Here is a 25,833-nt window from a genome sequence, read left to right as displayed (position 1 = left end):
ATATGTCGGAAGAAACCCAGCCGGTCCCACCGGCTGACAATCTCGTCACCACCTCGCACACGCTCCCGTCCGGGCAGGCGTACACCGCCACCACCGGCACCATGGTGCTGCGCGAGGAGGTGGTCGACGAGGGCAAGTTCGGGGGGCTGCGCCCCAAGGCCGAGATGTTCGTCACCTCGTACACGCTCGACGGGGCCGAGCCGCTGAGCAGGCCGGTCACGTTCGCCTTCAACGGCGGCCCGGGATCGTCGAGCGTGTGGCTGCACCTGGGCGTGCTCGGGCCGCGCCGGGTCGTGATGGGGGACGCGGGCGCGCTCCTGCCCCCTCCTTACGGGCTGGCCGACAACGAGGAGAGCCTGCTGAGCGTGAGCGACCTGGTCTTCATCGACCCGGTCTCGACCGGCTACTCGCGGGCGGCCGAGGGTGAGAAGCCGGAGCCGTACCACGGCTTCACCGGCGACATCGAGTCCGTCGGGGAGATCATCCGGCTGTGGACCACCAGGAACGGGCGGTGGATGTCGCCGAAGTTCCTGGCGGGGGAGTCGTACGGGACGGTCAGGGCGGCCGGGCTGGCGGATCACCTGCAGTCGCGGTACGGCATGTACCTCAACGGCGTGATGCTGATCTCCTCGGTGCTCGACTTCATCACCGGGGATTTCAACCAGGGCAACGACCTGGCCTACTCCCTCTATTTGCCGACTTATGCCGCTATTGCGCACTATCACGGGCTGCATGGCGACCGGCCGCTGGCCGACGTGCTGCGCGAGGCCGAGGCGTACGCCGAGCGTGACTACCCGTGGGCGCTGTCCCGCGGCAGCCGCCTCACCGCGGAGGAGCGCTCGGCCGCCGTCGCCAGGGTCGCCGGGCTGACAGGGCTGAGCGAGGACTACGTCGACCGCGTGGACCTGCGGATCGAGCACATCCGGTTCTTCACCGAGGTGCTGCGCTCGCGCCGCCGGACCGTCGGCCGCCTCGACGGCCGGTTCACCGGCTGGGACCCCGACTCGGGGCGCGAGCACTTCTCCGCCGACCCCAGCATGAGCGCGATCATGGGCCCCTACAGCGCCGCGCTCAACCACTACCTGCGCACCGAACTGGGCTACGCCAACGACCTGCCGTACGAGGTGCTCACCTCGCGGGTGCGGCCGTGGTCGTTCAAGGAGTTCGAGGGCGCCCACGTCACCGTGGTCGACAAGCTGGCCGACGCGATGCGGGTCAACCCGCACCTGCGCGTGCACGTGGCCTGCGGGTACCACGACGGCGCGACGCCGTACTACGCCGCCGAGCACGCGTTCGCGCACCTGCCCGTGCCCGCGGAGCTGGCCGCCAACGTCGAGTTCAGGTACTACGAGGCCGGCCACATGATGTACGTCCACGAGCCGAGCAGGCTCCGGCAGTCAGCGGACCTCGCCGCCTTCGTGCTCGGCCAGCAGGGCTGACGCCCGGTCCAGGCGCTGTTTGAGGTTGTCGCGGAGCGCGGCGAAGCGGTCGGGGTTGTCCCGGATGATAGCCCGCTGGAGCTCCGCGTCGGCCGCGAACCAGGCCGCCACCAGGCCCGACGACCACTTGCACGTCGTGTCGGCGGTCGCGGTCTGTTTCTCGTCCTCGGTGACGGCCGACTCGTCCAGGTTCCAGCGGCTGTCGGCGATGGCGGCCTCGGGAGCCGGGTAGGAGTGGCCCGCCTGGCCCATGCACGACTCCCAGCGCTTGGCCGCCGCCGTCACGGACGGCTCCTTGGCCGCCTGCTCCAGCGTGAGCGAGTCCTGCAGGGACAGCCACGGCCAGTCGGCCTTCTTCGCGCCCTTGTCCAGGGCGAGCGTGGCCCGGTCCAGACAGCCGCGGTCCGCGGCGGTGCCGTACAGGCGGTGCCGGGCGGGTTTGGGGAGCTTGCCGGCCCAGGAGCCCGTGGTGTCGGGCGAGGGCGGCCTGGCGAGATGGTAGCCGTACGACTTGGCCGCTTCGATGTCGGCGACGCCGTAGCGGCGGGAGTTGCCGGGGTCCACCGCGGCGATGGAGGCAGGGTCCTCCGCGGGTGGAGCGATGGTGATGCCCTGCTTGTGCATGCACTGCACGACGAGTTGGTTGTGGGCGTTGCCCAGGACGGCCCGCTGCTCGGGAGTGGTCTTGTAGGTGTCGAACGGCAGCACCAGCTCCGACACCGAGGAGACGCCTTTCACCGGCGCTCGCGGCGCGGGCTCGTCGGCGGCGCAGGCCGTGACCGTGGTCAGCAGCAGTGCGCCCGCGAGGAGTCCGCGGCAGCCGGTTTCCGGCGGCCAAGCCCGGAAACCGGCACTCCCGTTATTGCTCAGCGGCACCAGATGTCGAGCGCGCTGGCGCGGTTGTTGCCGATGGCGTTGTTCGCCAGGAAGCCGTCGTTCGAGTTGTTCGTGAACGTGCTGTGGGCTCCCGTGTAGCCAGGGTGCTGCCAGAGGGTGGCGCTGCAGCCGATCCGGTTCCTGATGGAGCTGGTCTCGTTGTTCATGCTTTGCCAGGAGTTACTGAAGTCCCAGTTCAGCCAGTTGTTGTCCTCGAAGTCCGAGTCGTCTTCGACGAAGTCGCGCCAGTGATCGACCTGACCACGGTTGTAGTCGAAGCTGGCGTACAGGCAGACCCGACCGCCGTAGCAGGTCGAGCGGGGGCTGGCCACCGCTGCGGTGGCAGAACCGACCACTGTCAACATCGCGGCCGCGGCGACGATGCCCGCGACCTTTCTGGATAGCCTCACAGGTCTCTCCTCGGTGAGTCGTTTCGACCTCGTAACCTAGCGTGCGTGATCGATTGCGAGCCGCTATGACTCGCCGGTCGATCAAGGGCTGTGCGCCCGGATCGGGTCGCGTGCCCGGCACGCCGAGGACCACTGGTATCAGCGGTATGACCTGGGAGTTCGTCGCATTGACGCAACACTTGCCAGCTTTGGTGCGCCGCCAGAGGAACCTGTGGGCTATTCGGGAAGGGCGGCCGGATTCTGCGCGAGCAGGCCGCCGTCCACCCGGTGCTCGGCGCCGGTGATGAACGACGAGCGCGGCCCCGCCAGGAACGCCACCAACTCGGCCACCTCCTCCGGGCGGCCCACGCGGCCCAGCGGGTGGGAGCGGCCCCATTGCGCGATCTGCTCCTCCTGCGACAGCTGACCCCGCCACAGGTCCGCCGCCCAGCGCAGCATCGGGGTGTCCACCGAGCCCGGGCAGACCACGTTCACCCGGATGCCGTCGGCGGCGTGGTCGAGCGCCATGGCCCTGGTCAGGCCGTTGAGCGCGGCCTTGCTCGCGGTGTACGCGGCCACCTGCGCCTGCGAGGAGAACGCCTGTACCGACGACATGATCACGATCGAGCCGCCGCCGCGGGCCCTCAGCTCGGGGACGGCTGCCTTGCAGGTGAGGTAGACGCCCTTGAGGTTGATGTCGAGCACCTCGTCCCAGACCTCCTCCGGGGTGTCCTCGACCGTGCCGTACCGCTGCACGCCCGCGCAGGTGACGACGATGTCGAGCCCGCCGTACCTGGTCACGGCCAGGTCCACCAGGTCGCGCATCTCGTCGGCCCGGCGCACGTCGGCGACCACGCCGGTGACGCTCGGGGTGTCGAGCGCCGCGTCCTTGCCGACCCCGCAGAACACCACGGACGCGCCGCCGTCGGCCAGCCGGTCCACCACGGCCCGCCCGATGCCCATCGAGCCGCCCGTGACCAGCGCGACCTTCCCGTCAAACTCACTCACGCCACAACCTCCGCGCGCAACCTCAACACCTTCGTCTCATGGGGGCCCAGGGCGAGGGCCGTGCCGTTGTCCACGGCGGCGGCCAGGCCGTCGGTCGGCATGCTGGAGAACGGTTCGAGCCCCAGCGTGTACGCCCGTCCCCACCAGGGATAGTCAGTGGACGCGCCGAGCTCCTGCCACATCCACAGGTACGGCAGGAGCGTCGCATCCCACTCCACCCGCATACCGATATCCCCTGAAATTTCGTACCAACCCTCGTCGAAGCCCGTCAGGTAGACGATGTCGCTCGGCGACCCCGGCTCCTGCACCACGCTCAGATCGGTCTCGCCGCCGCCGTCGGCCGGGACGACGGGCCACTGCCACGGCCCGCCCGCCTGGACCCTCCGGCCCGCCGGATTTATCGCCGTTTCGTGGGGGATCACCTTGACGCCTTCCGGCAGCCTGATCCTGGCGCCGGGACGCAGGAACGGCAGGCCGTACACGATGTGCTGCCCCCACATGGCGTGCAGCGGCAGCCCGGCCTCGTTGGTGGCCCGGCCCTCGATCTCCAGCGCCGCCGTCCCCGACCTGAGCCTGAAGACCTTCTCCATCCGGTACGGCAGCCGCCGCGTCCGCACGCTGAGCCTGATCGCGACCTCGTCCTCGGAGTCGGCCACGACCTCCCACCGCCACGGCAGCCCGGAGACCTCCCCGTGCTGCGCCAGCCGCGCGCCCCGGTACTCGCTGGGCGCGCCGCCGTTCGGGAAGACCTCCTGCCAGCCGCCCTCGTAGTGGTCGATGAACTGGGCGACGTCGTCGGCCGCGCCCTGGAGGTGGTCGTGCGGATCGCGCAGGCCCTGCGGGGAGAGCCAGACGAAGTCGGTGTCGGTGGGCTTGTGCAGGAACTCCACCACGTCGCCGCCCTTGTCCGGCACGACGGTCACGCGCAGCCGCTCGTTCTCCAGCACGACCGCCCGCAGCCCGTCGATCGTGACGGGCCGCAGGCGGGCCGCCCAGTTGCGTCTCACTGGAAGGTCACATCCAGGAATCTCGGCCGGTAGATGGTCACGTCCCGGTAGTGGTCGGTGTTCACGAAGCTGTTGACGTTGTAGGAGATCACGAGACCGTTGCCCGCGACATCGGGGTGCGCGTGGGCGTTGTAGGTGAAGATGTTCCCCTTGGTCTCGGGGGTCGTGTAGACGTGCTGCTTGCCGGTGAACGGGCCGAACGGGGAGCACGAGGTGTAGGCCACGATGTTCGGGCTCAGCACCTCGGTCGTGTCATGCGTGATCAGGACATATCCCGATCCGACCTTGGTGACGCTGTACTCGTTCGCGACGCCGCTCATGATGCGGGCCGAGTCGGCCTCGTTCGGCGACCAGGTGCCGTCCGCCTTCAGGAACTCCCACGTGCCCAGCAGGCTCTGCCCGCTGACCCGCGCGACGTGCATGTACTTGGGCGAGCCGAGGTCCTCGACGCCGTACACGTAGGTGTATCCGCCGTCCTTGAGGATCGCGGAGGCCCACGCCACGCCGTGCCCGGACGGCAGGTCGGTGACGCTGATGGGCTGGTTCAGCCGCCCCGGGGCGAACCTCGCCACCACGTTCCGGTGCCAGCGCCAGTCCCACGCGCCGGTGCCGTACCGCTCGTACTCCTGGTAGGTGACCTCCACGAGCCCGCCGGCCACCGTCGCGTCGCCGGCCCAGTACCAGTGGTTCTGGTCGCGCGGCGGCATCACGGCGGTCGGCGCGGCGGCGGTGCCGTCGTGGATCGTGGACAGCCTGCCGTCGCGCTCGACGGCGAAGGAGTTGTTCAGGAAGACCGTGTCGCCGCCCTCCCCGACCACGGGCGGGCGCGAGCCGTCGGCGTTCACGCGACCGAGGAACGTGTCGGAGAAGATCCACAGTTCCTTGCCGTTCGGCAGCTTGACCGAGTAGGTGCCGTCGGCGCCCGTCCAGTCGTCCAACCGGCTGTTGTCGTTTCCGTAGTTGGTGAAAAGGCTGGTCAGCCGGGCGTCGACGGTCGTCGACTGGACGGTCGGGCCGCACGCGGCGCGGGTCGCGGCCGGCTGCTGCTGTTGCTGCGCCACCGACGGGATGGGTTTGGGCGGGGCTGCCCAGGCTTGCTGCGGTACGGCCGTCAGGCCGACCAACGCGATGGCGAGGGGTGCTAAGGCGGAGCGGAATCGCGTCATCACTCGTCCTTGGGGAGGGAAGTTCCCTACAGTTCTAGTCATTAGATCACTTACTGTCTAGGGCCCTCTCACACTCGGCCGAATTGGATCGTGGGAGTTTCGGGGGTGGCCCTCGGCGGGCTGCACTATGGTGGGTGGCTTCCTGAAATATCCGTATATATCCGTTATGGGGGTCGTATGCCGGTCACTCGCCGGGATCTGCTCAAGGTGGGCGCGGGAGCCGCGGCGGCGGCCCTGGCGGGCACGGAGACGGCGGCTGCCGCCTCCGCGGCGGGCCGGTTCGACCTGGCGGCACCCGCCGGCCAGCTGATCTGGAAGAAGGCGCTGTACGACGAGACGGTGCTGCAGTCGTTCGCCTTCGACAACGCCCATGGGCACATCTACCTGGCCCAGCTCAAGAACGGCTCGGGGTCGGCGGCGGCCGGGGATCTCTGCGTGACCAAGCTGAGCCTGGCCGGATCGGTGCTCGGCCACATGTACCTCAAGGGCTTCGGGCACGGCGTGCAGATCGGCGTGGAGCCGTCCGGCAGCTCCGCCTACCTGTGGACCGAGACCGACGCGGTCGGCGACGGCGCGGGCAACGCCTGGGGGCGGCGCCTGGCGAGGTTCAAGTTCGTCAACGGCCAGACGCTCACGCCGTCGTCCGCGGCGCTCACCAAGTACACCTTGATCTCGGGCGCCACCAGCACGACGTGCGCCATCGACCCGTCCACCAACCGGCTGATCATGCGCTGCCGGGTGGGCGGCCAGGCGCGCTTCGTGGCGTACTCGCTGGCGGCGGTGAAGGCGGGCACGGCCAAGAAGCTGTACGACGTCGCGCAGCCGTCCGGCCTGGGCGTCTTCCAGGGCTACACGGCCTACGGCAACTACCTCTACCTGCTCGACGGCACGGCCTACAGCGGCTCCAACCCGGCGCCGGGCAACACGTACCTCACCTGCGTCGACCTGCGCACGGGCGCCAAGGTCCAGCGCTCGCTCAGCCAGGCGGGCAAGTCCCTGGACTACCGCGAGCCGGAGGGCATGGCGATCCAGATCGTCTCAGGCCGCCCCCGCCTCTGCCTCGGCCTCGCCTCGGGCGCCGCGGGTGCCCGCAAGGCCAGCATCTTCTACAAGAGCACGCTCATCTGAGGGCGGTGGAAAATATGGTGACCGCGTCGGAAGGAGCCGGGTAGCCTGCCGGGATGGGCCACGTCGAAGTAGGACATCTCACGTACGTGCTGCCCGACGGGCGGCCCCTGCTCGACGACGTGTCCTTCCGGATCGGTGAAGGCGTCAAAGCGGCTCTCGTCGGGCCCAACGGCGCGGGCAAGACCACGCTCATGCGGCTGATCGCCGGTGACCTCCAGCCGGTCGACGGCAGCGTGGCGAGCTCCGGCGGGCTGGGCGTGATGCGGCAGTTCGTCGGCAGCGTGCGCGACGGGAGCAGCGTGCGCGACCTGCTGCTCGGCGTCGCCCCGCCGGCGGTGCGCGCGGCGGCCGAGCGGCTCGACGCGGCCGAGCTGGTGATGATGGAGCGCGACGACGAGAAGACGCAGATGCGTTACGCGCAGGCCATCAGTGACTACACCGACGCGGGCGGTTACGACATCGAGGTGCTGTGGGACACCTGTACGGTGGCCGCGCTCGGCGTCCCATACGAAAAGGTGAAATATCGGGACGTGTCCACGCTGTCCGGCGGCGAGCAGAAACGGCTCGTCCTGGAGGCGCTGCTGCGCGGCCCCGACCAGACGCTGCTCCTCGACGAGCCCGACAACTACCTCGACGTCCCCGGCAAGGAGTGGCTGGAGCAGCAGCTCAGGGAGACGCCCAAGACCGTGCTGCTGGTCAGCCACGACCGCCAGCTCCTGGCGAACGCGGCCGACCGCATCGTGACCGTCGAGTCCGGCAACATCTGGATCCACGGCGGCGGGTTCGCCACGTACGCCGAGGCCCGCAAGGCCCGCAACGAACGCCTCGACGAGCTGCGCAGGCGCTGGGACGAAGAGCACGCCAAGCTCAAGGCCCTGGTCAACATGCTCAAGAACAAAGCGAGATACAACGACGGCATGGCCGCCGCCTATCACGCCGCCCAGACCCGGCTGCGCAAGTTCGTGGAGGCGGGCCCGCCCGAGACGCCCCCCAGCGACCAGAACATCAAGATGCGGCTCAGAGGCGGCCGCACCGGCAAGCGCGCGATCACCTGCGAGGTTCTCGAGCTCACCGGCCTCATGCGCCCGTTCGACCTGGAGGTCTGGTACGGCGAGCGCGTCGCCGTCCTCGGCTCCAACGGCTCGGGCAAGTCCCACTTCCTGCGCCTGCTGGCCGGAGAGCCGATCAACCACGACGGGGTCGCCAAGCTCGGCGCCCGCGTGGTCCCCGGCCACTTCGCCCAGACGCACGCCCGGCCCGACCTGCTCGGCCGCACCCCGGTCGAGATCGTCATGACCGAGCACGCCAGGCTCAAGAACGAGGCGATGAAGACGCTGGCCCGCTACGAGCTGGCGGGGCTGATCGCCGAGCAGCGCTTCGACACGCTGTCCGGCGGGCAGCAGGCGCGGCTGCAGATTCTGCTGCTGGAGCTGTCCGGGGCCACGTTGCTGCTGCTCGACGAGCCGACCGACAACCTCGACCTGGCCAGCGCCGAGGCGCTGCAGGCGGGCCTCGACGCGTTCGACGGCACGGTGCTGGCGGTCACCCACGACCGCTGGTTCGCCGCCGACTTCGACCGCTACCTGGTCTTCGGCTCCGACGGCACGGTCTACGAGTCGTCCGATCCGGTATGGGACGAGGCCAGGGTCGTACGTCCCCGTTAAAGAGTTGGTACGACAGGCGCGTGTCCTCTGCCAGCCGTGCCCATGCACGGGTTATCACGGCAAAGTGATCCCGCGCAGCCGAACCGTCAGCCTGCTCGCACTCTGCGCACTCGGGGCGATCTGCCTCTCCGGGTGCGCGAGCGAGAAACGGCCCGTGCAAGAGCTCAAGCCCCTTGCCCTCAAAGAGCAGGTCTCGAACATCGTCAAATCCGCCGACGGGTACGCCGTCACCTGGGCGGGTGTGCTCAGCAACGCCAACCCGTGGCACTTCGGCGAGCACGTGGTGGCCACCATCGTCGGACACGACGCCAAGGGCGCCGAAGTGGTCAGGATGGACCAGCCGCTCGACGCCGTGCCGCCGGGCGGGTCGCTGGCCTTCACCGGCCAGGCCACCGCTTCCGAGAAGCCGGCGAAGGTGACGATCCAGTACCGTCCCGCGCGTTGGCGGCCGGCGGCGCGGATTCCGTCCGCGTTCCAGCGGTTCCCTATTAGCCGCGTCCAGACATTGCCCCAGAAAGACGGCTCATACCTTATTACTGGATATGTCGGGAATCCCTATCAAATGTCGGCCAGCAGCCTCGTCGTGAACGCGCTGCTGCGCGACAAGGAAGGCAAACTCCTCGGCGGCGGGAGCACATTCGTGGACGACGTCAAAGCCGGCAGCCCGCCGCGATTCATCCTCACCGTGTCGGGGCTCCCGCAGGGGTCGAAGGTCACGAGGACCGACATCACGGCCAGGACCTGGGGCTCGACGGGCCGTCCCTACGAGGAGCTGGCGCTCGCCGGAGCCGCGCCGGTCCATACCGTCAAGCCGGTGACCGAACCATTCGCGGTGGACCGGAGCACACAGGTCGTGTCGGAGCATAAACAATAAATTGGGCTAAATCCAAAGGCGTTGTTATACCGACGCCCCGAAAGCGGTAGAACTACTAGTTACCAATCAATTACCTTCGGTCATATGAATGACCGCGTCCTGGTCGAAGCACTCCGCGCCCGTGACCCGGGCGCGCTCGCCGCCGTCTATGACACGTACGCGGAGAGCGTCTACCGCTACTGCTGGTCCCTCCTGCTGAACGCGGACAGCGCCCAGGTGGCGCTCCGCGACACGCTGATCGCCGCCGAGGCGCACGCGGGCGCGCTGTCCGATCCCGACCGGCTGCGCGCCTGGCTGTACGCGCTGGCCCGCGCCGAGTGCCTGCGCCGCAGGGCCGCCGCGCCGCCGGGGCCGGCGGAAGCCCTGGCCAAGGCGCCGCCCCCGCACGACCCGGCCGACGCCGACCTGCGGATCATGGCCTGGAACGCCGTCCAGAGCCTGCCCGTCGCCGACCGCGAGGCCCTGGAGCTCACCCACCGGCACGCGCTGCCCGCGCCCGAGCTGGCCCAGGTGCTGGGGACGCGGCAGGTCGAGCAGGTCCTGGAGGGGGCGCGCGAGCGGCTGCGCGACGCGATCACCGCCGAGATCCTCGCCATGAAGGGCCCGTACGACTGCCCGCGGCGGGCCGCGATCCTGGCCGGGTTCTCCGGCGAGCTGACCCAGGAGATGCGCGAGCGCCTGGTCCGGCACCTGCCGCGCTGCGAGACCTGCGCGCCGCACCGCACCCGCGAGGTGTCGCCCGCCAAGGTTCTCGGCCTGCTGCCCCAGCAGCCGCTGCCCGACGCGCTCCGCCTCCGGGTGATGAGCTGCTTCGTCGACCCCGAGCTCCTGCCGTACCGCCGTTACGTCGCCAGGCGTACGGGCAACCTGGGCGCCGCCGGATTTCCCGTTCCCGCGCGCAGGAACGTTCGAGGGTGGCCTAAGGCGCTGGCAGGCGCACTGGCGGCGGTCGCGGCCGTGGTGGCGATAGTGCTGGTCTTCCAGCAGTTCGGCACCGAGGGGAGCGGGGTGTCGGGCGTGGCCACGGCCGCGTTCCCGGCCACGGGCGAACCGCCCGCCGTCCGCCTGCCCTGGCGCTCCCACCCGCCGGACGCGCCGGTGACGGCGGACCCCGTCCTGGACAACACGACCACCCGTCCGATCGGCGTCACCGGCGTCCCGATGCTGGTGCCGTCCGTCGAGCCGGTCCGCGACTCCGTGCGCACCTCGTCGCCGGGCCGCACGTCCTCCACCCGCGCCCCCTCCAGCCCTCCCGAGCCCGCCGAACCGCAACCCCCGACCTACCTCCCCCCACCCCCGCCGGCCCCGCCGTCGCATCGCCCACCGGCGGGCGGCCCACCCCATGACCCGCCCACCGGCAACCCGCCGCCCTCCGCCCCCGCCACCCGCACTCCCTGTCCCACTCCGACCCCCACCCCGACCCAGACGCCCACCCAACCCTCCACCCCGCCCCCGACGACCACCCCCACCACCCCTCCGTCGCCCACGACCACCGGCTGACTCCCCATCCCAACATCGAGCCCACATGGGCAGATCACGTTACGTGAGTGAATTGCCGGGAACTGTGTGCATAGAGTAACCGTGTGTTTCCGGGGGGGACCAATGCGCGCATTTCGGGCTGGGCTCCTCGCGTGCTGCCTGGTCGCCGCTTCGTGCCCTCCCGTCGCGGCCGACCCTGCCCCCTCCTCGCGGGAGGTGCGGAAGGCGCGCCAGATCGCGCAGGACCGTTCGCGGGAGCTGGGGGCGGCCAGCGCCCAGCTGGCCACGGCGCAGTCGCGGCTGGACGTGATGGCGGCCGCGGTGGAGCGGCTGGTCGAGGCGTACAACGGCGAGCTGGTCAGGCTCAAGCAGGCCGACCAGACCTACGCGCAGGCCAGGGCGCGGCTGGCGGGGGCGGACGCGGAGGTCGAGCGGGCCAGGCAGGCCGTCGCGCTGCTGGCCGCCGAGGGCTACGGCGGGCTGGGCCTGATGACCCCGGTCGTCAGCATGCTCGTCGACCAGGGCGACAGGGAGGGGGTCCTGCGCCGGGCGAGCCTGCTGGCGCAGCTCAGGGAAGAGCAGACGGCGATACTCGACCGGATGCGGGACACCCAGGAGGTGGCCGCCATCCTGCGCACCCAGGCCGCGAACGCCTACGCCGCCCACCGGATCCTCTCGGAGCGCGTCGCGCTGGCCAAGTCCGTGGCCGAGCAGGCGGTGGCCCGGCAGCGGCTGGAGACGGCGAAGCTGCAGGCCCGTACGGTGGTGCTCCAGCGCCGGGTGGACGCGGCGCGCACCCGTGCGGAGCTGCTGGCCAGGCAGCGGGCGGCGGCGGCGCGGAACCTCGTCACCGGGGGCTCGGCCATGGGGGACGTGGCGGCCAACTGGGCGCTGACCCAGCTGGGCAAGCCGTACGTGTGGGCGGCCGCGGGACCGGACACGTACGACTGCTCAGGGCTCGTGATGCGGGCCTGGGAGAAGGTCGGCGTACAGCTGGACCACTGGACGGGCACCCAGTGGACGTCGGGCCCGCACGTGCCGATGGACCAGCTCAGACGGGGCGACCTGCTGTTCTTCGGCTACGTCAGCAGCGACCCGGGCACCATCCACCACGTCGGGATCTACGTCGGCAACGGTCAGATGGTGCACGCGCCGCAGACCGGCGACGTGGTGCGGGTCGCCTCGATCTGGCGCGGGGACCTGGTGGGCGCCACCAGGCCCCGCTGAGGGGGTCAGTGGTGACCCTCCTCCTTGGCCCGGCGGAAGGAGCGCTCGATCTCGGCCTCGGCTTCGATACGGCCGACCCAGTTGGCGCCCTCGACGGACTTGCCCGGCTCCAGGTCCTTGTAGACCTCGAAGAAGTGCTGGATCTCCAGGCGGTCGAACTCGGACACGTGATGGATGTCCTGGATGTGGTGCATCCGCGGGTCGGTCGAGGGGACGCAGAGGACCTTGTCGTCGCCGCCCTTCTCGTCCGTCATCCTGAACATGCCCACCGCCCGGCAGGTGATGTAGCACCCGGGGAACGTCGGCTCCTGCAGCAGCACCAGCGCGTCCAGCGGGTCGCCGTCCTCGCCGAGGGTGTTCTCGATGAAGCCGTAGTCGGCGGGGTACTGCGTGGAGGTGAACAGAAGCCGGTCGAGCCTGATTTTCCCGGTCTCGTGGTCCACTTCGTACTTGTTTCGATTGCCCTTCGGGATCTCAACGACGACGTCGAACTCCACCGCGGTCCTTTCTCATGGGCCGAGTCCGCTTCACCGGGCAGCGCCAGGTTCGGCTTCGTCTCCCGCACTCAAGCCCCCGGGAACCCCCGGCTGGGCGTTAATGTCTCGTAGGCGAACACAGGAGAGAGGCAGACGACGTGGCGCGGCACGACCGGTGGGTGATGTTGGCCACTCTCGCCGTGCTGCAGGCCCTGACGATCGTCATCGGCGTTTACGCGATGACCACCGACTTCAGCCTGGGCGCGTTGACGAGGCAGTCTCCACCGACCAAGCCGACGGCGTCCCCGCCGGAAGGGTCTTCCTCCGTCCCCGTGGTCACCTCGGGGCCTGTGCTGGCCCAGCTTTCGGTGAGGTCGGGGGACGGACCTCTCCCGACTAAGGGTACTTTGACGCGCCAGCTCACCAGCGCCCTGGGTGACGATGCGCTCGGCTCCCACGTGGGCGCGGTGGTGCTCGACGCGGCCACCGGCGAGCGGATCTTCGCCGCCAACGCCGACACCCCCATCGTCCCGGCCTCGACGACGAAGATCGTCACGTGCTCCGCGGCCCTCGCCGCCCTCGGCCCGGACGCGCGGCTGTCCACCAGGGTCGTCCAGGGGGCGAAGCCGGGCACGGCCGTCCTGGTCGGGGGCGGCGACCCGATGCTGGCCGGGCCGTCGGCGAAACCGACGTACCCGAAGCAGGCCAGCCTGGCCACGCTGGCGGCCCGCACGGCCGCGACCCTTAAAGCGCAAAACGTTCGAAAAATCACCCTTTCGTACGACACCTCGTTGTTCGTCGGTTCGGCGATCGCCCCCGGCTGGAAGCCGAACTACGTCCCGGACGGCGAGGTGGCGCCCGTCTACGCCCTGACCATGGACGAAGGCCGCCAGAACCCGCGCTTCCACCAGCCCCGGGTCTCCAACCCGCCCCAGTACGCCGCCGAGGCCTTCGCCAAGCTGCTGGCCAAGCAGGGGATCGCGGTGTCCAGGTCCGTACGGCCCGGCAAGGCCCAGGCGACCGCTCCGGAGCTGGGCCGGGTGGACTCCGCCCCGATCTACTCGCTCGTCGAGCACGCGCTCACCCGGAGCGACAACGACATGGCCGAGGCCCTGGCCAGGCATGTCGCCATCAAGGAAGGCATGGAGGCGTCGTTCGAAGGGGGTACCAAGGCCGTGGTCGCGGTGCTCCAGCGGCTCGGGGCCGCGCAGGGGATCTCGCTCTCCGACGGCAGCGGCCTGTCCACCCGCAACCGCATCAGCCCCGGCGCCCTGGCCAAGCTGATCGCCATGTCCGGCTCGGCGAGCCAGCCCAACCTGCACGCCGTCGCCTCCGGCATGCCGATCGCGGGCTTCTCCGGCACGCTCGGCAACGGCCGGCGCTTCACGGCCAGTGACAGCAGGGGGGAGGTCGGGCTCGTCCGCGCCAAGACCGGCACGCTGAACAACGTCAACACGCTGGCGGGCATGGCGACCACGAAGGACGGGCGGCTGGTGACGTTCGCGTTCATGGCCGACCGCGTACCGGCCTCGGCCGAACCCGTGCTCGACCGTCTGGCCGCCATCGTGGCCAGGTCTTGAATCTCGTCCTTCGCGGGTTGAGCGTGGAGCACGTACGGTGGACGGTATGCAGGTGATCGACTGGGATCTGGCCGTCACGACCGGTACGCGCCTGGTGCGCCCCGGTCCTCAAGTGAGCCGGGAGGAGGCCAGGCAGGCCGTCACCGAGCTCCGTACCCTGTCGCGTGAGGCCGAGGGCCACGTGCGCGAGTTCACCAAGATCCACACAGAGACCGCGCCGCAGGCCGCGACCGTCGTCGACCGGCCCGGCTGGATCAAGGCGAACGTCGAGGGCTTCCGCGTGGTGCTCGAGCCGTTGACGGAGCGCATGGGCAGCGCTGTCAACCAGCCGCCCGCCATCGTCACCGCCGTGGGCTCCCGCATCACGGGCGTGGAGGTCGGGGCCGTCCTCGCCTTCCTCGCCTCGCGGGTCCTCGGGCAGTACGAGCTGTTCCTCCCGCCCGACCCCACCGGCCAGGAGCCCACGGGCCGCCTGACGCTCGTCGCCCCCAACATCGTTCACGCCGAGCGCGAAATGGGCGTCGACCCGCACGACTTCCGCCTGTGGGTGTGCCTGCACGAGGAGACGCACCGGGTGCAGTTCACGGGCGTGCCGTGGCTGCGCGAATACGTCCGGTCGCAGATGACCGAGTTCCTGCTGGCCTCCGACCTCGACCTGCCCACGCTCCTCGAACGCCTCCGCAGCGCCGCCGACACGGTGGCCGACGTGGTGCGCGGCGGGGACGGCAACCTCATCGACGCCATCCAGTCCCCGGGGCAGAAGGAGATCCTCGACCGCCTGACCGCCGTGATGACCCTGGTGGAGGGGCACGGCGACTACGTCATGGACGCGGTGGGCCCGTCCGTGGTGCCCTCGGTGGGCGACATCCGCGCCAAGTTCGCCCAGCGGCGGGAGGGCGGTTCCCGCCTCGACCGCACGGTGCGGCGGCTGCTGGGGATCGACCTCAAGATGAAGCAGTACGCGGAGGGGTCGGCGTTCGTGCGGAAGGTGGTGGACCGGGTGGGGATGGATGGCTTCAACAAGATCTGGACCTCTCCCGAGACGCTGCCGACGAGCCAGGAGATCTCCGACCCGGACGCCTGGATCAGCCGCGTCATCGGCACCCCAGCCCTCCCGGCCTAACCCCACCCACCCCGCCGCGCCCACCACCCTCCCAACGGGCGCGCGGCCTTTGGGCGGTGCGGGTGCCGGGCGGTCGTAGAGCGGCGCATGGTTGGCGTTGCGGCAAGCGGTCGCAGGGGCTGCGCAGGTGTCGCGTGGTGCAGGTGAGCGAGGCCGGCTTCCCGCCCTTGGAGCGCTGCGTGGGTGGCGGGCCTCGGGCCGGGGTGTGGGTGGCGTTGTGGTGGGTGGGGGCAGGCGAGAATGGCACCCGTGGGTCCACATCCAGCCGTAGCCGACGTGCGCAGGGCAGTGCGGGAGGCGCTGGCCGACGTCCGGAAGGGCGCGCTGGTGCTGGTCGCCTGCAGCGGCGGAGCCGACTCCCTGGCCCTGGCGGCGGCGCTGGCGTTCGTGGCGCCCCGGATGGGCCTCAGGGCGGGGTTGCTCACCGTGGACCACCAGCTCCAGCCCGGCTCGGCCGAGCGGGCGCGGACGGTGGCGGACATCGGGGCCCACCGGCTCGACCTGAGCCCGGCCGAAGTGCTCACCGTCACGGTCGGCACCGAGGGCGGGCCCGAGGCGGCGGCGCGGGACGCGAGGTACGCCGCGCTGGCCCAAGCGGCGGACCGGCTGCAGGCGGAGGCGGTGCTGCTCGGCCACACCCGCGACGACCAGGCGGAGACGGTGCTGCTGGGCCTGGCCAGGGGGAGCGGGGTCAGGTCGCTGTCCGGGATGGCGGCCCGCGGCGGGCGCTATCGCAGGCCCCTGCTCCACATCCCCAGGGCCACCACGGTCAAGGCCTGCGCGGCCATGGGGCTCGACCCCTGGGACGACCCCCACAACGAGGATCCCCGCTACACGAGGGTCCGCGTGCGGAGAAGGATCCTGCCCGTCCTCGAAGCGGAGTTGGGCCCGGGGGTGGCCGAGGCGCTCGCGAGGACCGCGGGGATGGCGCGGGAGGACGCCGACGCCCTCGATCAATGGGCCGAATCGGCGTACCAGAATTGCGCTCTTAGCGATATTCCGGGATCGGTGACACTAGCCGTACCAGAGCTGGAGAAGCTCCCCGACGCCGTCAGGCGGCGGGTGCTGCGGCGGGCGGCAATCGCGGCGGGAACCCCCTCAGGCGCCCTCTCGGCCACGCACGTGCTGGCCGTGGACCGGCTGGTCACGAGCTGGCACGGGCAGAAGGCCGTGGACCTGCCCGGGGGTCTGTCGGCCCTCCGGCGGTATGGCACCCTGATACTCGCCATCAGTCCCATCGCATAAGGAACCACAGGTGGACGCTGCCGACATGGGCAATGACCTGGAAAATGTCCTCATTCCCGAGGACGAGCTCCAGGCCAAGATCAAAGAGCTTGCCGGGCGGATCGACGAGGACTACGCGGGCAAAGACTTGCTGCTAGTGGGCGTGCTGAAGGGCGCCGTCATGGTGATGGCCGACCTGGCCAGAGCCCTGCACGTGCCCGTGCAAATGGATTGGATGGCGGTGTCGTCATACGGCGCGGGCACGAGGTCATCCGGCGTCGTACGCGTGCTGAAAGACCTGGACACCGACATCATGGGCCGCGACGTGCTGATAGTCGAGGACATCATCGACTCCGGCCTGACCCTGCACTGGCTGTTGGAAAACCTGAAGTCGCGTAATCCCGCCTCACTTGAGATCTGCGCCGCGCTGCGGAAACCCGACGCGGTGAAGGTGCCGATCGATGTGAAATACGTGGGGTTCGACATTCCCAACGAGTTCGTCATCGGTTACGGCCTCGACTACGCGGAGCGATACCGCAATCTGCCGTTCATCGGCACACTGGCCCCACACGTTTACAAGTAGCAATCTGGTCCACGGCCGGGAACACCGCGCAAGGTGACGTACGTTGATAGGGCAAGACCGGTGTAGCGGGCGGGTCCCCCCGTGCGCTCTGCCGGTGTACCTTCAGACTCCTGGAGGGTGACCGCGTGTCCCCCTCGGGTAGTCAGAAGTCGCGGTGCCGGATGCCGCGGCCCCGGGCCAGCCCGGGGTTCCAGGCCATGGTCAGGAAGGGACGGGCCCGCAAGGGGTTCCGCATCGGATGGATCTCAAGCGATTTACACGTGGGCCACTGCTGTGGATCCTGGGCATCGTCGTGCTGCTCCTACTCGTCACTCAGCTTTGGAGTGGCGGCGGTAATTTCAAGCAGGCCGACACGTCACTGGTTCTCCAGCAGATTCGCGCCGGAAACGTCAGCAACGCCAAGATTGTCGACAAGGACAACCGGATCGAGGTGACGCTGACCAACCCCATCGCGGTCAAGGCCGGCGACACCCCGACGAAGCTGATCCAGTCCGACTGGGTCACGGGCTACGGCAGCAAGCTGACCGATGAGCTTCAGGCTCAGGTCGACGCGGGCAAGACCAAGAGCTTCAACACCGAGGTGCCCCAGGAAAACTTCCTGGTGAGCATCCTGGTGAGCTTCCTGCCGATCGTCTTCATCGTGCTGATCTTCCTGTTCATCATGAACCAGATGCAGGGCGGCGGCTCCCGGGTGATGAACTTCGGCAAGTCGAAGGCCAAGCTCATCACCAAAGACACCCCCAAGACGACTTTCGCCGACGTCGCCGGAGCCGACGAGGCCATCGAGGAGCTCCAGGAGATCAAGGAGTTCCTGCAGGCCCCGGCCAAGTTCCAGGCGATCGGCGCCAAGATCCCCAAGGGCGTGCTGCTGTACGGCCCGCCCGGCACCGGCAAGACCCTGCTGGCCCGAGCCGTGGCCGGCGAGGCGGGCGTGCCGTTCTATTCGATCTCCGGTTCCGACTTCGTCGAGATGTTCGTCGGTGTCGGCGCCTCCCGCGTGCGCGACCTGTTCGAGCAGGCGAAGGCCAACGCCCCGGCGATCATCTTCATCGACGAGATCGACGCCGTCGGCCGCCACCGCGGCGCCGGCCTGGGCGGCGGTCACGACGAGCGCGAGCAGACGCTCAACCAGCTGCTCGTCGAGATGGACGGCTTCGACGTCAAGGGCGGCGTGATCCTCATCGCCGCGACCAACCGGCCCGACATCCTCGACCCGGCGCTGCTGCGCCCGGGCCGTTTCGACCGGCAGGTCACCGTCGACCGCCCCGACCTCGAGGGCCGCAAGGGCATCCTCAAGGTCCACGGCCGCGGCAAGCCGTTCGCCCCCAACGTCGACCTCGACGTCATCGCGCGCCGCACCCCCGGGTTCACCGGCGCCGACCTGGCCAACGTGATCAACGAGGCCGCCCTGCTCACCGCACGGGCCGACCAGAAGCTGATCACGATGGACGTCCTCGAGGAGTCGATCGACCGTGTCATGGCAGGGCCCGAGCGCAAGTCGCGGGTCATGTCCGACAAGGAAAAGAAGATGATCGCCTACCACGAGGGCGGTCACGCGCTGGTGGCGCACGCGCTGCCCAACTCCGACCCGGTCCACAAGATCACGATCCTGTCCCGCGGCCGCGCCCTCGGTTACACGATGACGCTGCCGATGGAGGACAAGTTCCTGGCCACCAGGTCGGAGATGATGGACCAGCTCGCGATGCTGCTGGGCGGCCGCGCGGCGGAGGAGCTCGTCTTCCACGAGCCCACCACCGGCGCCTCCAACGACATCGAGAAGGCCACGGCGGTCGCCCGCCGCATGGTGACCGAGTACGGCATGAGCGAGCAGCTCGGCGCCCGTAAGTTCGGCACCGGCCAGGCCGAGGTGTTCCTGGGCCGTGAGATGGGTCACGAGCGCGACTACTCCGAGAAGATCGCTTCCACGATCGACGAGGAGGTCCGCCGGATGATCGAGACGGCGCACGACCAGGCGTGGGACATCCTGGTCGAATACCGCGACGTGCTCGACAACCTGGTGCTGGAGCTCATGGAGAAGGAGACCCTCTCGCGCGAGCAGGTGCTGGAGATCTTCGCCTCCGTGGTGGTCAAGGCGCACCGCCCGTCCTACGCGGGTTACGGCAAGCGGCTGCCGTCCGACCGTCCGCCGATCCTGACCCGCAAGGAGCAGTCGGCCAACGGCTCGCTCACCTCGGGCCACCAGGACGCCCTCCCGTCCGGGGACAGTGTGTGACTCAGTACGACGTAGACCTGGGCCGGATCGAGAAGGCCGTACGCGAGATCCTCTACGCCATCGGCGAGGATCCCGACCGTGACGGCCTCCTCGACACACCGGCCCGGGTCGCCCGCGCCATGGCCGAGCAGTATTCGGGGCTCGGCCAGAAGCCCGAAGACGTCCTGACGAAGGTCTTCGACGTCGATCACGACGAGATGGTGCTCGTCAGGGACATCGAGGTCTACTCGACCTGCGAGCACCACCTGGTCCCGTTCCACGGTGTGGCCCACGTGGGCTACATCCCCAATGACCGCGGCCAGGTGACGGGCCTGTCGAAGCTGGCCCGGCTGGTCGACGTGTTCGCCCGCCGTCCCCAGGTCCAGGAGCGCATGACGTCCCAGATCGCCGACGCTCTCATGCGGGTTCTGGAGCCGCGCGGAGTCATCGTGGTGGTGGAGGCCGAGCATCTGTGCATGACGATGCGCGGCGTACGCAAACCGGGCGCCAAGACCGTCACCTCGGCGGTCCGCGGCGACTTCCGCACGAGCGACAAGACCCGATCTGAGGCGATGGCGCTCATCCTGGGTCGTTGATGACCGAACGGGGTACCCACGATGTCAACATGTGTGGGGGAGCGCCTAGGCTTGGCCCATGACTAGCGTGCCCATCAACGTGCCAGGAGGTGCGGATCGGTGCCTCGTCATGGGTGTGGTCAATGTGACACCCGATTCGTTCTCCGACGGCGGCCTGTGGTTCGACGAGGCGGCCGCCATTCAGCACGGCTTTGAGCTGGTCCGGGAGGGGGCCGACCTGGTGGATGTGGGCGGCGAGTCCACTCGCCCGGGCGCGGCCAGGGTGTCCCTCGACGAAGAGCTGGCCAGGGTCGTCCCCGTGATCAGGGCGCTCGCCGCCGAGGGCGTGGCCGTCAGCGTCGACACGATGCGGGCCGAGGTGGCCAAGGCCGCGGTCGAGGCGGGGGCGCGGCTCGTCAACGACGTGAGCGGCGGTCTCGCCGACCCTGAGATGCCGCGCGTGGTGGCCGCGACCGGCATCCCGTATGTGGTGATGCACTGGCGCGGCCACAGTCATGACATGGACAACCGCGCGGTCTACGCCGACGTGGTCACAGAGGTGCGCGAGGAGCTCAGCAAGCGGGTCGACCTGGTCCTGGCCGAAGGCGTCACAGAGGAGCAGATCGTGCTCGACCCCGGCCTGGGTTTCGCCAAGAACGCCGAGCACAACTGGGCGCTGCTGGCCGGGATCCCCCAACTGGCCGAGCTGGGTTTCCCCCTGCTCATCGGGGCGTCGCGCAAGCGGTTCCTCGGGCGCCTGCTGGCCGGCCCCGACGGCACGCCCCGGCCGTTCAGCCGCAGTGACGACGCCACGCTGGCGGTGACCGCGCTGGCCGCCCAGGCGGGCGCCTGGTGCGTGCGCGTCCATGAGGTCAGTCCAAATGCCGATGCCGTACGCGTGGCCGCCGCATGGAAGAGAGCCGGAGCCAACACATGAGCGTCGACACCGCCGCGATCGAGACGGTGAACCAGGAGTTCTACTCCGCGATCGAGAACGCGGATCTCGACAAGATGACCGAGATCTGGGCCGAGGACACCGCGGACGACCAGGTGAGCTGTGTGCACCCGGGCTGGACTCTGCTCAGCGGCCGGTCCGAGGTGCTGCGGTCGTGGGCCCTGATCATGGCCAACACGACCTACATCCAGTTCGTGCTGACCGACGTCGCCACGACGGTGCTGGGCGATGTGGCCGTGCTGACCTGCGTCGAGAACATCCTCACCGCCGGCGAGGAAGGCGAGTCCAGCTTCGCCGCGGGCAAGGTGGTGGCCAGCAACGTCTACATTCGCACCTCGCAGGGCTGGCGGCTGTGGATGCACCACGGTTCGCCGGTGCTGCAGGGGGATGACGACGAGGAGGAGGAAGGCGAGCTTGAGCCTTGATCGCATCGCTCTCAAGGGCCTGCGGGCCAGGGGGAGGCACGGCGTGCTGCCTGCCGAGCGGGAGCTGGGGCAGGAGTTCGTCGTGGACGCGACGCTGTTCCTCGACACCGCGCCGGCGGCGGCCGGCGATGATCTCACCAAGACCGTCCATTACGGGGAGCTCGCCGAGGCGCTGGTCAAGGTCGTGGAGGGCGAGCCGGTCGAGCTGATAGAGACGCTCGCGCAGCGGCTGGCCGACGTATGCCTGGCCGGCGAGCTGGTGAGCAAGGTCGAGGTGAGCGTGCACAAACCGGCGGCGCCCATCCCGCTGCCGTTCGACGACGTGGTCGTGACCATAGAGCGGAGCCGCGTATGAAAGTCGTCCTCGCTCTCGGCAGCAACCTGGGGCCTCGGTTCCAGACGTTGCAAGGTGCCGTGGACACCCTGTTCGACGCCCCGGGGCTGGAGTTCGTCCAGGCCTCGCCGGTCTACGAGACCGACCCCGTGGGTGGTCCTCCGGGACAGAAGCCGTATCTCAACGCGGTCGTGATCGCGGAGACCACCCTGCAGCCGCGCACTCTCCTGGAGCGGGCGCAGAGCGTGGAGAACGCCTTCGGGCGGGTCCGCGCCGAGCGCTGGGGGCCGCGTACGCTCGACATCGACCTGATCGTGGTGGGCGACACGGTCTGCCAGGAGCCGGAGCTGACGCTGCCCCATCCCCTCGTCCACGAGCGCGCGTTCGTGCTCGTGCCGTGGGCGAAGGCCGACCCCGACGCCGTGGTGCCCGGGCACGGCCGGGTGGCGGAGCTGCTGGCGGGGGTCGACCAGCAGGGGGTACGCCTGCGCGACGACCTGAAGCTGCAGAGGCCCGATTGAGGCCGACCCGTCCCGGCCTCCTGGTCGGCGTCTTCGTCGTCATCGCACTGATCGCGTGGGCAGTGGTCAGGCGCAACTACTCGGGCATGTACCTGCTGCCGTGGACGGCGATCCCGACCGTGCTGCTGCTGGCCATCGGCGAGGGCTACAGCGCGTGGGTCACCAAGGCCAGGATCGCCAGGAAGCCGAACACCAAGCCGGTGGAGCCGCTGTCGGTGGCCCGGCTGGCCGCACTGGCGAAGGCTTCCGCGTACGCGGGGGCGGTGTTCGGCGGGTTGTTCGCCGGGTTCGCCCTCTACACGGTGCAACTCCTGGACCGGGAGACGCCGCGGTCGGAGTTCTTCGTCGCGACGGGCTCGTTCGTGGCCTGCGTGGCGCTCATCTGCGCCGCCCTTTACCTGGAGCACGCCTGCCGGATCCCCAAGGACTCGGACAACCACAAACCCGACTAAGAGCGCGTACGCGTGTTCATGGCCTCCACTCCGTGGGGGCGGCTCGGTCGCCGTGGAGCCGTCGCCTTCCCTCGTCGCTCTGGTCGCTGCGCTCCCGGCGCTCCTCAGTCCAGGCGACGGCGCTCCCTCGCGAACAGATAGATGACCGGGGCGGTGCAGATCAGCGGGCCGAGGATGGCGATCGGGCGCTCCAGCCACCATTTCAGGTCGGGCGGGATCTCGGTGCCCAGGGTGCCGAAGAGCCACCACGACAGGCCCAGCGCGATGGCCATCCCGGTCGTGTGGAAGAGGAAGAGCGGCAGCGAGTACCGGTTGATGAACTCGTTGACCCGGCGCCAGCCCGGACGCTCCAGCACGCGCTCCATCGACGGCCGCAGCACCTCGACCAGCCCCACCTGGAACAGCAGCAGGGCGACGATCACGAACGTGGGCGGCGCCATGTTCGACCACTTGTCGCCGGGGACGCCCACCATCGACCCCGGGTAGATGCCCGAGTAGACCAGGCCGAACAGGGCGAACAGCCCCGTCCAGAGCACCGCGATGTCATAGCGCCTGGGCAGGATGACGATCCGGTCGTAGAAGAACCCGGCCTGGTGGGCGAGCCCCCAGACGATGATCATGTTGAGCCAGCCGACCCAGTCGACCCCGTACCGGAAGCGCACCACGTCCACCACCAGGGACGCGCCGCCGAGCCAGATCAGCGTCAGCACGTCGTAGCGGCGGTGCAGCCAGAGCGCCACGGGCAGCAGCGCGATCAGCACGAGGTAGACGCCGAGGAACCACAGCGGGCTGAGCACCAGCAGCACGACCCGCCACATCCAGTCCACCCGGAACGTGAACGTCACGACCGCCCCGATGGCGATCCACACCCCGGACAGGAAGAGGGCGGGTAAGGCCAGCGCGCGGATGCGCCGCCAGACGAACGAGCCGATGCCGGTGCCGCGTTCCTTGGCCCGCTCCCAGGACAGCAGGTGCACGTGGCCGCCGACGTAGAAGAACAGCGGCAGCACCTGCAGCAGCCAGGTCAGGATCCACAGCCCCGAGGTGAAGCCCAGCGGGCTGGTGGGCTCGGGGCCGCTCGGCTTCCACTCCAGGATGGTGAACGCCCAGTGCCAGACCACCACGACGCACAGGCTCAGGGCGCGGAGCCAGTCGACGTACTTGTCGCGCTCGGCTTTCACTTGTCGATGTCTCCCACGACGAAGAACATCGAGCCGAGGATGGCCACCATGTCGGCGACCAGGTGGCCGGGGAGTATCTCCCGCAGCACCTGGACGTTGCTGTACGAGGCCGAACGCAGCTTGAGCCGCCACGGCGTCTTGTCGCCCTTGGAGACCAGGTAGTAGCCGTTGATGCCGAGAGGGTTCTCGGTCCACGCGTACGTATGGCCCTCCGGCACCTTGAGCACCTTCGGCAGGCGCTGGTTGATCGGCCCGGGAGGCAGCGAGCGCAGCCGCTCTACGCAGGCGTCGGCCAGGTCGAGCGAGACCTTGAGCTGGTCGAACAGCACCTCGAACCGGGACCGGCAGTCGCCCGCGTGCCGCGTGACGACCTTCACAGGCAGCTCGGAGTAGGCCAGGTACGGGTCGTCGCGGCGCAGGTCGAAGTCCACCCCGGAGGCCCTGGCGATGGGGCCGCTGACGCCGTACTGCATGATCTGCTCGCGGCTGAGCACGCCGACGCCCTTGGTGCGGGCGATGAAGATCTCGTTGTGCAGGATGAGGTTCTCGATGTCGGGCACCCGGCGGCGGGTCTCCGCGACGGCCTCCGACACCCGGTCGAGCCAGCCGAGCGGCAGGTCCTCCTTGAGGCCCCCGACCCGGTTGAACATGTAGTGCATGCGACCGCCGGAGATCTCCTCCATGACGGCCTGGATGCGCTCGCGCTCGTTGAACGAGTAGAACAGCGGCGTGATCGCGCCCAGCTCCAGGGGATAGGAGCCGAGGAACATCAGGTGGTTGAGCACCCGGTTGAGCTCGGCCAGCAGCGTACGCGCCCACACGGCCCGGACCGGGGGCTCCATGCCGAGCAGGCGTTCGGCGGCGAGCACCACGCCCAGCTCGTTCGCGAACCCCGACAGCCAGTCGTGCCTGTTGGCCAGCATGATGATCTGACGGAAGTCGCGGACCTCGAACAGCTTCTCCGCGCCCCTGTGCATGTAGCCGATGATCGGCTCGGCGGCGGTGATGCGTTCGCCGTCGAGCGTCAGCCGGAGTCTGAGCACTCCGTGGGTCGACGGGTGCTGCGGGCCGATGTTGAGGATCATGTCCTCGGTGGCCAGCTCTTTTGCACCCGCGCCGATTCCGACCACACGTTCCGTCATATGGCAATGCTGCCACCGCCCCGGTTGATGATCCAGGGTGGGGCCGGGTCAAGGAATGGTACGGAAACGCATCCCTAACTCGGACATGGGGAGGAATGCCAGGAACGGGGGGAGTTAACACCATGAAGAGAGTTGTGTTTGATGTCGCTGCCCTGATCGCACGGGTGGTGACCGGCGTGATCTTCTTGGCGCACGGCTTGCAGAAGTGGGACGGCGGCCTCGGGGCCACGGGGCAGGCGTTCAGGGGGATGGGGATCCCGATGCCGGAGCTCGCCGCCACATTCGCGTCCGTCATCGAGACCGTCGGCGGCCTTTTCCTGATCCTGGGCCTGCTGGTGCGCCTGGTGGGGTTCCTGTTGCTGGTCAACATGCTGGGCGCCATCGCGTACGTGCACGCGGGGCACGGGGTGCTGTCCACCGCCGGCGGCTGGGAGCTGCCCGGCGCGCTCGCGGCACTGGCCCTGCTGTTCCTGGCGCTCGGGGGCGGCCGGCTCGGGATCGACGGCATTTTCGCCGCGATGTTCCGGCGGCGTTCGGAGCGCCTGGACGCCGAGGAGGAGCGCGCCGCGCAGGCACAGCGTCCGGAGCCGTCGAACGTCACGACCAGGCTCACCAGGCCCGCGCCGACCGTGGAGCAGGCCGAGGCGCCACGTGTGCCCAGACAGTCGGCCGAGCACCACACGGGTGGGATCAACGACGACGACATGCGGGACATCGACGCCCTGGTCTCCGACGAGCCGCCGCCGCACCGCAAGCCGCCGAACCGCTCCGACGCGGTCTGACGGCTCGCTCA

At 69.4% G+C, this 25,833-nt stretch carries 26 protein-coding genes; 18 read left to right on the top strand and 8 right to left on the bottom strand.

Annotation, left to right across the window (positions count from 1 at the left end; genetic code table 11):
• Nucleotides 1-2: 2 nt before the first annotated feature.
• Nucleotides 3-1,439, top strand: coding sequence for a peptidase S10 (locus ABZS69_RS04485; protein ID WP_355366327.1), 1,437 nt, complete (start codon nucleotides 3-5; stop codon nucleotides 1,437-1,439).
• On the opposite strand, the gene ABZS69_RS04480 is transcribed toward ABZS69_RS04485, so the two are convergent.
• The 5 genes from ABZS69_RS04480 to ABZS69_RS04460 all read right to left on the bottom strand — a co-directional run bounded on the left by ABZS69_RS04480 (nucleotide 1,398) and on the right by ABZS69_RS04460 (nucleotide 5,885).
• Nucleotides 1,398-2,315 carry a hypothetical protein gene (locus ABZS69_RS04480; protein ID WP_355366324.1) on the bottom strand — a complete coding sequence of 306 codons (918 nt, stop codon included), beginning with the start codon at nucleotides 2,313-2,315 and terminating at the stop codon, nucleotides 1,398-1,400. The genes ABZS69_RS04485 and ABZS69_RS04480 overlap by 42 nt on opposite strands.
• A complete protein-coding gene (locus ABZS69_RS04475) occupies nucleotides 2,306-2,725 on the bottom strand; it encodes a peptidase inhibitor family I36 protein (RefSeq protein WP_355366321.1) in 420 nt (139 codons plus the stop codon). Before ABZS69_RS04475 ends, ABZS69_RS04480 begins: the two co-directional genes overlap by 10 nt.
• Nucleotides 2,726-2,941: 216 nt before the next feature.
• Nucleotides 2,942-3,712 (bottom strand): SDR family oxidoreductase, encoded by a 771-nt coding sequence (locus ABZS69_RS04470; protein ID WP_355366318.1) that lies wholly within the window; start codon nucleotides 3,710-3,712, stop codon nucleotides 2,942-2,944.
• Complete coding sequence (locus ABZS69_RS04465; protein ID WP_355366315.1) at nucleotides 3,709-4,719, bottom strand: DUF4432 family protein; 1,011 nt, start codon at nucleotides 4,717-4,719, stop codon at nucleotides 3,709-3,711. Before ABZS69_RS04465 ends, ABZS69_RS04470 begins: the two co-directional genes overlap by 4 nt.
• Nucleotides 4,716-5,885, bottom strand: a complete 1,170-nt coding sequence (locus ABZS69_RS04460; protein WP_355366312.1) for a DUF4185 domain-containing protein — start codon at nucleotides 5,883-5,885, stop codon at nucleotides 4,716-4,718. Before ABZS69_RS04460 ends, ABZS69_RS04465 begins: the two co-directional genes overlap by 4 nt.
• A gap of 177 nt (nucleotides 5,886-6,062) precedes the next feature.
• Between ABZS69_RS04460 and ABZS69_RS04455 the strand changes: the two genes are divergently transcribed.
• The 5 genes from ABZS69_RS04455 to ABZS69_RS04435 all read left to right on the top strand — a co-directional run bounded on the left by ABZS69_RS04455 (nucleotide 6,063) and on the right by ABZS69_RS04435 (nucleotide 12,257).
• Nucleotides 6,063-7,013, top strand: coding sequence for a teichoic acid biosynthesis protein C (locus ABZS69_RS04455; RefSeq protein ID WP_355366309.1), 951 nt, complete (start codon nucleotides 6,063-6,065; stop codon nucleotides 7,011-7,013).
• Between the two features lie 53 nt (nucleotides 7,014-7,066).
• Complete coding sequence (locus tag ABZS69_RS04450) at nucleotides 7,067-8,677, top strand: ATP-binding cassette domain-containing protein (RefSeq protein ID WP_355366306.1); 1,611 nt, start codon at nucleotides 7,067-7,069, stop codon at nucleotides 8,675-8,677.
• 64 nt (nucleotides 8,678-8,741) lie between these two features.
• The gene (locus ABZS69_RS04445; protein WP_355366303.1) at nucleotides 8,742-9,551 is read left to right on the top strand and encodes a hypothetical protein; all 810 of its coding nucleotides are present in this window, start codon (nucleotides 8,742-8,744) and stop codon (nucleotides 9,549-9,551) included.
• A gap of 84 nt (nucleotides 9,552-9,635) precedes the next feature.
• Nucleotides 9,636-11,051: a sigma-70 family RNA polymerase sigma factor gene (locus tag ABZS69_RS04440; protein ID WP_355366300.1), complete on the top strand. Its 1,416-nt coding sequence runs from the start codon at nucleotides 9,636-9,638 to the stop codon at nucleotides 11,049-11,051.
• Between the two features lie 102 nt (nucleotides 11,052-11,153).
• Nucleotides 11,154-12,257, top strand: coding sequence for an NlpC/P60 family protein (locus ABZS69_RS04435; RefSeq protein WP_355366297.1), 1,104 nt, complete (start codon nucleotides 11,154-11,156; stop codon nucleotides 12,255-12,257).
• 5 nt (nucleotides 12,258-12,262) lie between these two features.
• Here the strand turns inward: ABZS69_RS04435 and ABZS69_RS04430 are convergent, their stop codons facing one another.
• Nucleotides 12,263-12,754 carry an inorganic diphosphatase gene (locus tag ABZS69_RS04430; protein WP_185069348.1) on the bottom strand — a complete coding sequence of 164 codons (492 nt, stop codon included), beginning with the start codon at nucleotides 12,752-12,754 and terminating at the stop codon, nucleotides 12,263-12,265.
• A gap of 161 nt (nucleotides 12,755-12,915) precedes the next feature.
• Between ABZS69_RS04430 and dacB the strand changes: the two genes are divergently transcribed.
• From dacB to ABZS69_RS04375, 11 genes are all read left to right on the top strand, one after another.
• A complete protein-coding gene (dacB, locus tag ABZS69_RS04425) occupies nucleotides 12,916-14,313 on the top strand; it encodes a D-alanyl-D-alanine carboxypeptidase/D-alanyl-D-alanine-endopeptidase (RefSeq protein ID WP_355366923.1) in 1,398 nt (465 codons plus the stop codon).
• Nucleotides 14,314-14,359: 46 nt separating this feature from the next.
• Entirely contained in the window at nucleotides 14,360-15,436 is a 1,077-nt protein-coding gene (locus ABZS69_RS04420) for a zinc-dependent metalloprotease (protein ID WP_355366293.1), read from the top strand.
• 240 nt (nucleotides 15,437-15,676) lie between these two features.
• Entirely contained in the window at nucleotides 15,677-16,681 is a 1,005-nt protein-coding gene (gene tilS, locus ABZS69_RS04415) for a tRNA lysidine(34) synthetase TilS (RefSeq protein WP_355366290.1), read from the top strand.
• Nucleotides 16,682-16,691: 10 nt separating this feature from the next.
• On the top strand, nucleotides 16,692-17,243 hold the full coding sequence (gene hpt, locus ABZS69_RS04410; protein WP_355366287.1) for a hypoxanthine phosphoribosyltransferase: 552 nt from the start codon (nucleotides 16,692-16,694) through the stop codon (nucleotides 17,241-17,243).
• 238 nt (nucleotides 17,244-17,481) lie between these two features.
• Entirely contained in the window at nucleotides 17,482-19,476 is a 1,995-nt protein-coding gene (ftsH, locus tag ABZS69_RS04405; RefSeq protein ID WP_355366284.1) for an ATP-dependent zinc metalloprotease FtsH, read from the top strand.
• Nucleotides 19,473-20,051 (top strand): GTP cyclohydrolase I FolE, encoded by a 579-nt coding sequence (gene folE, locus ABZS69_RS04400; RefSeq protein ID WP_192788835.1) that lies wholly within the window; start codon nucleotides 19,473-19,475, stop codon nucleotides 20,049-20,051. The genes ftsH and folE overlap by 4 nt, the downstream gene beginning before the upstream one ends.
• Before the next feature lie 109 nt (nucleotides 20,052-20,160).
• On the top strand, nucleotides 20,161-20,967 hold the full coding sequence (gene folP, locus ABZS69_RS04395; RefSeq protein ID WP_355366920.1) for a dihydropteroate synthase: 807 nt from the start codon (nucleotides 20,161-20,163) through the stop codon (nucleotides 20,965-20,967).
• Nucleotides 20,964-21,410: a nuclear transport factor 2 family protein gene (locus ABZS69_RS04390; RefSeq protein ID WP_355366281.1), complete on the top strand. Its 447-nt coding sequence runs from the start codon at nucleotides 20,964-20,966 to the stop codon at nucleotides 21,408-21,410. Before folP ends, ABZS69_RS04390 begins: the two co-directional genes overlap by 4 nt.
• Nucleotides 21,373-21,765 (top strand): dihydroneopterin aldolase, encoded by a 393-nt coding sequence (folB, locus tag ABZS69_RS04385; protein ID WP_355366278.1) that lies wholly within the window; start codon nucleotides 21,373-21,375, stop codon nucleotides 21,763-21,765. Before ABZS69_RS04390 ends, folB begins: the two co-directional genes overlap by 38 nt.
• Complete coding sequence (gene folK, locus ABZS69_RS04380) at nucleotides 21,762-22,265, top strand: 2-amino-4-hydroxy-6-hydroxymethyldihydropteridine diphosphokinase (RefSeq protein WP_355366275.1); 504 nt, start codon at nucleotides 21,762-21,764, stop codon at nucleotides 22,263-22,265. Before folB ends, folK begins: the two co-directional genes overlap by 4 nt.
• Nucleotides 22,262-22,717: a DUF3180 domain-containing protein gene (locus ABZS69_RS04375; protein ID WP_355366272.1), complete on the top strand. Its 456-nt coding sequence runs from the start codon at nucleotides 22,262-22,264 to the stop codon at nucleotides 22,715-22,717. Before folK ends, ABZS69_RS04375 begins: the two co-directional genes overlap by 4 nt.
• A gap of 104 nt (nucleotides 22,718-22,821) precedes the next feature.
• On the opposite strand, the gene ABZS69_RS04370 is transcribed toward ABZS69_RS04375, so the two are convergent.
• Nucleotides 22,822-23,898 carry an acyltransferase gene (locus ABZS69_RS04370; RefSeq protein WP_355366269.1) on the bottom strand — a complete coding sequence of 359 codons (1,077 nt, stop codon included), beginning with the start codon at nucleotides 23,896-23,898 and terminating at the stop codon, nucleotides 22,822-22,824.
• Nucleotides 23,895-25,040: an NADH-quinone oxidoreductase subunit D gene (locus ABZS69_RS04365; RefSeq protein WP_355366266.1), complete on the bottom strand. Its 1,146-nt coding sequence runs from the start codon at nucleotides 25,038-25,040 to the stop codon at nucleotides 23,895-23,897. The genes ABZS69_RS04370 and ABZS69_RS04365 overlap by 4 nt, the downstream gene beginning before the upstream one ends.
• Nucleotides 25,041-25,162: 122 nt before the next feature.
• Here ABZS69_RS04365 and ABZS69_RS04360 point away from each other — a divergent pair, with 122 nt between their 5' ends.
• Nucleotides 25,163-25,822, top strand: a complete 660-nt coding sequence (locus ABZS69_RS04360; RefSeq protein ID WP_355366263.1) for a DoxX family protein — start codon at nucleotides 25,163-25,165, stop codon at nucleotides 25,820-25,822.
• Nucleotides 25,823-25,833 lie beyond the last annotated feature (11 nt).

It is taken from the genome of Nonomuraea sp. NPDC005650, from assembly GCF_040605375.1.
In the GTDB taxonomy this organism is placed as follows: Bacteria; Actinomycetota; Actinomycetes; order Streptosporangiales; family Streptosporangiaceae; genus Nonomuraea.
Note: the sequence above shows the minus strand (reverse complement) of the source record. Positions and strands in the feature narration are given on the sequence as shown.

Excerpts from the sequence above, each read along its gene's own strand:
- ABZS69_RS04485 (WP_355366327.1), top strand. The coding sequence starts at position 3 with ATGTCGGAAGAAACCCAGCCGGTCCCACCGGCTGACAATCTCGTCACC.
- ABZS69_RS04460 (WP_355366312.1), bottom strand. The coding sequence starts at position 5,885 with ATGACGCGATTCCGCTCCGCCTTAGCACCCCTCGCCATCGCGTTGGTC.
- ABZS69_RS04455 (WP_355366309.1), top strand. The coding sequence starts at position 6,063 with ATGCCGGTCACTCGCCGGGATCTGCTCAAGGTGGGCGCGGGAGCCGCG.
- ABZS69_RS04450 (WP_355366306.1), top strand. The coding sequence starts at position 7,067 with ATGGGCCACGTCGAAGTAGGACATCTCACGTACGTGCTGCCCGACGGG.
- ABZS69_RS04440 (WP_355366300.1), top strand. The coding sequence starts at position 9,636 with ATGAATGACCGCGTCCTGGTCGAAGCACTCCGCGCCCGTGACCCGGGC.
- ABZS69_RS04435 (WP_355366297.1), top strand. The coding sequence starts at position 11,154 with ATGCGCGCATTTCGGGCTGGGCTCCTCGCGTGCTGCCTGGTCGCCGCT.
- dacB (WP_355366923.1), top strand. The coding sequence starts at position 12,916 with ATGTTGGCCACTCTCGCCGTGCTGCAGGCCCTGACGATCGTCATCGGC.
- ABZS69_RS04420 (WP_355366293.1), top strand. The coding sequence starts at position 14,360 with ATGCAGGTGATCGACTGGGATCTGGCCGTCACGACCGGTACGCGCCTG.
- tilS (WP_355366290.1), top strand. The coding sequence starts at position 15,677 with ATGGCACCCGTGGGTCCACATCCAGCCGTAGCCGACGTGCGCAGGGCA.
- ftsH (WP_355366284.1), top strand. The coding sequence starts at position 17,482 with ATGGATCTCAAGCGATTTACACGTGGGCCACTGCTGTGGATCCTGGGC.
- folP (WP_355366920.1), top strand. The coding sequence starts at position 20,161 with ATGGGTGTGGTCAATGTGACACCCGATTCGTTCTCCGACGGCGGCCTG.
- ABZS69_RS04390 (WP_355366281.1), top strand. The coding sequence starts at position 20,964 with ATGAGCGTCGACACCGCCGCGATCGAGACGGTGAACCAGGAGTTCTAC.
- folB (WP_355366278.1), top strand. The coding sequence starts at position 21,373 with ATGACGACGAGGAGGAGGAAGGCGAGCTTGAGCCTTGATCGCATCGCT.
- folK (WP_355366275.1), top strand. The coding sequence starts at position 21,762 with ATGAAAGTCGTCCTCGCTCTCGGCAGCAACCTGGGGCCTCGGTTCCAG.
- ABZS69_RS04365 (WP_355366266.1), bottom strand. The coding sequence starts at position 25,040 with ATGACGGAACGTGTGGTCGGAATCGGCGCGGGTGCAAAAGAGCTGGCC.
- ABZS69_RS04360 (WP_355366263.1), top strand. The coding sequence starts at position 25,163 with ATGAAGAGAGTTGTGTTTGATGTCGCTGCCCTGATCGCACGGGTGGTG.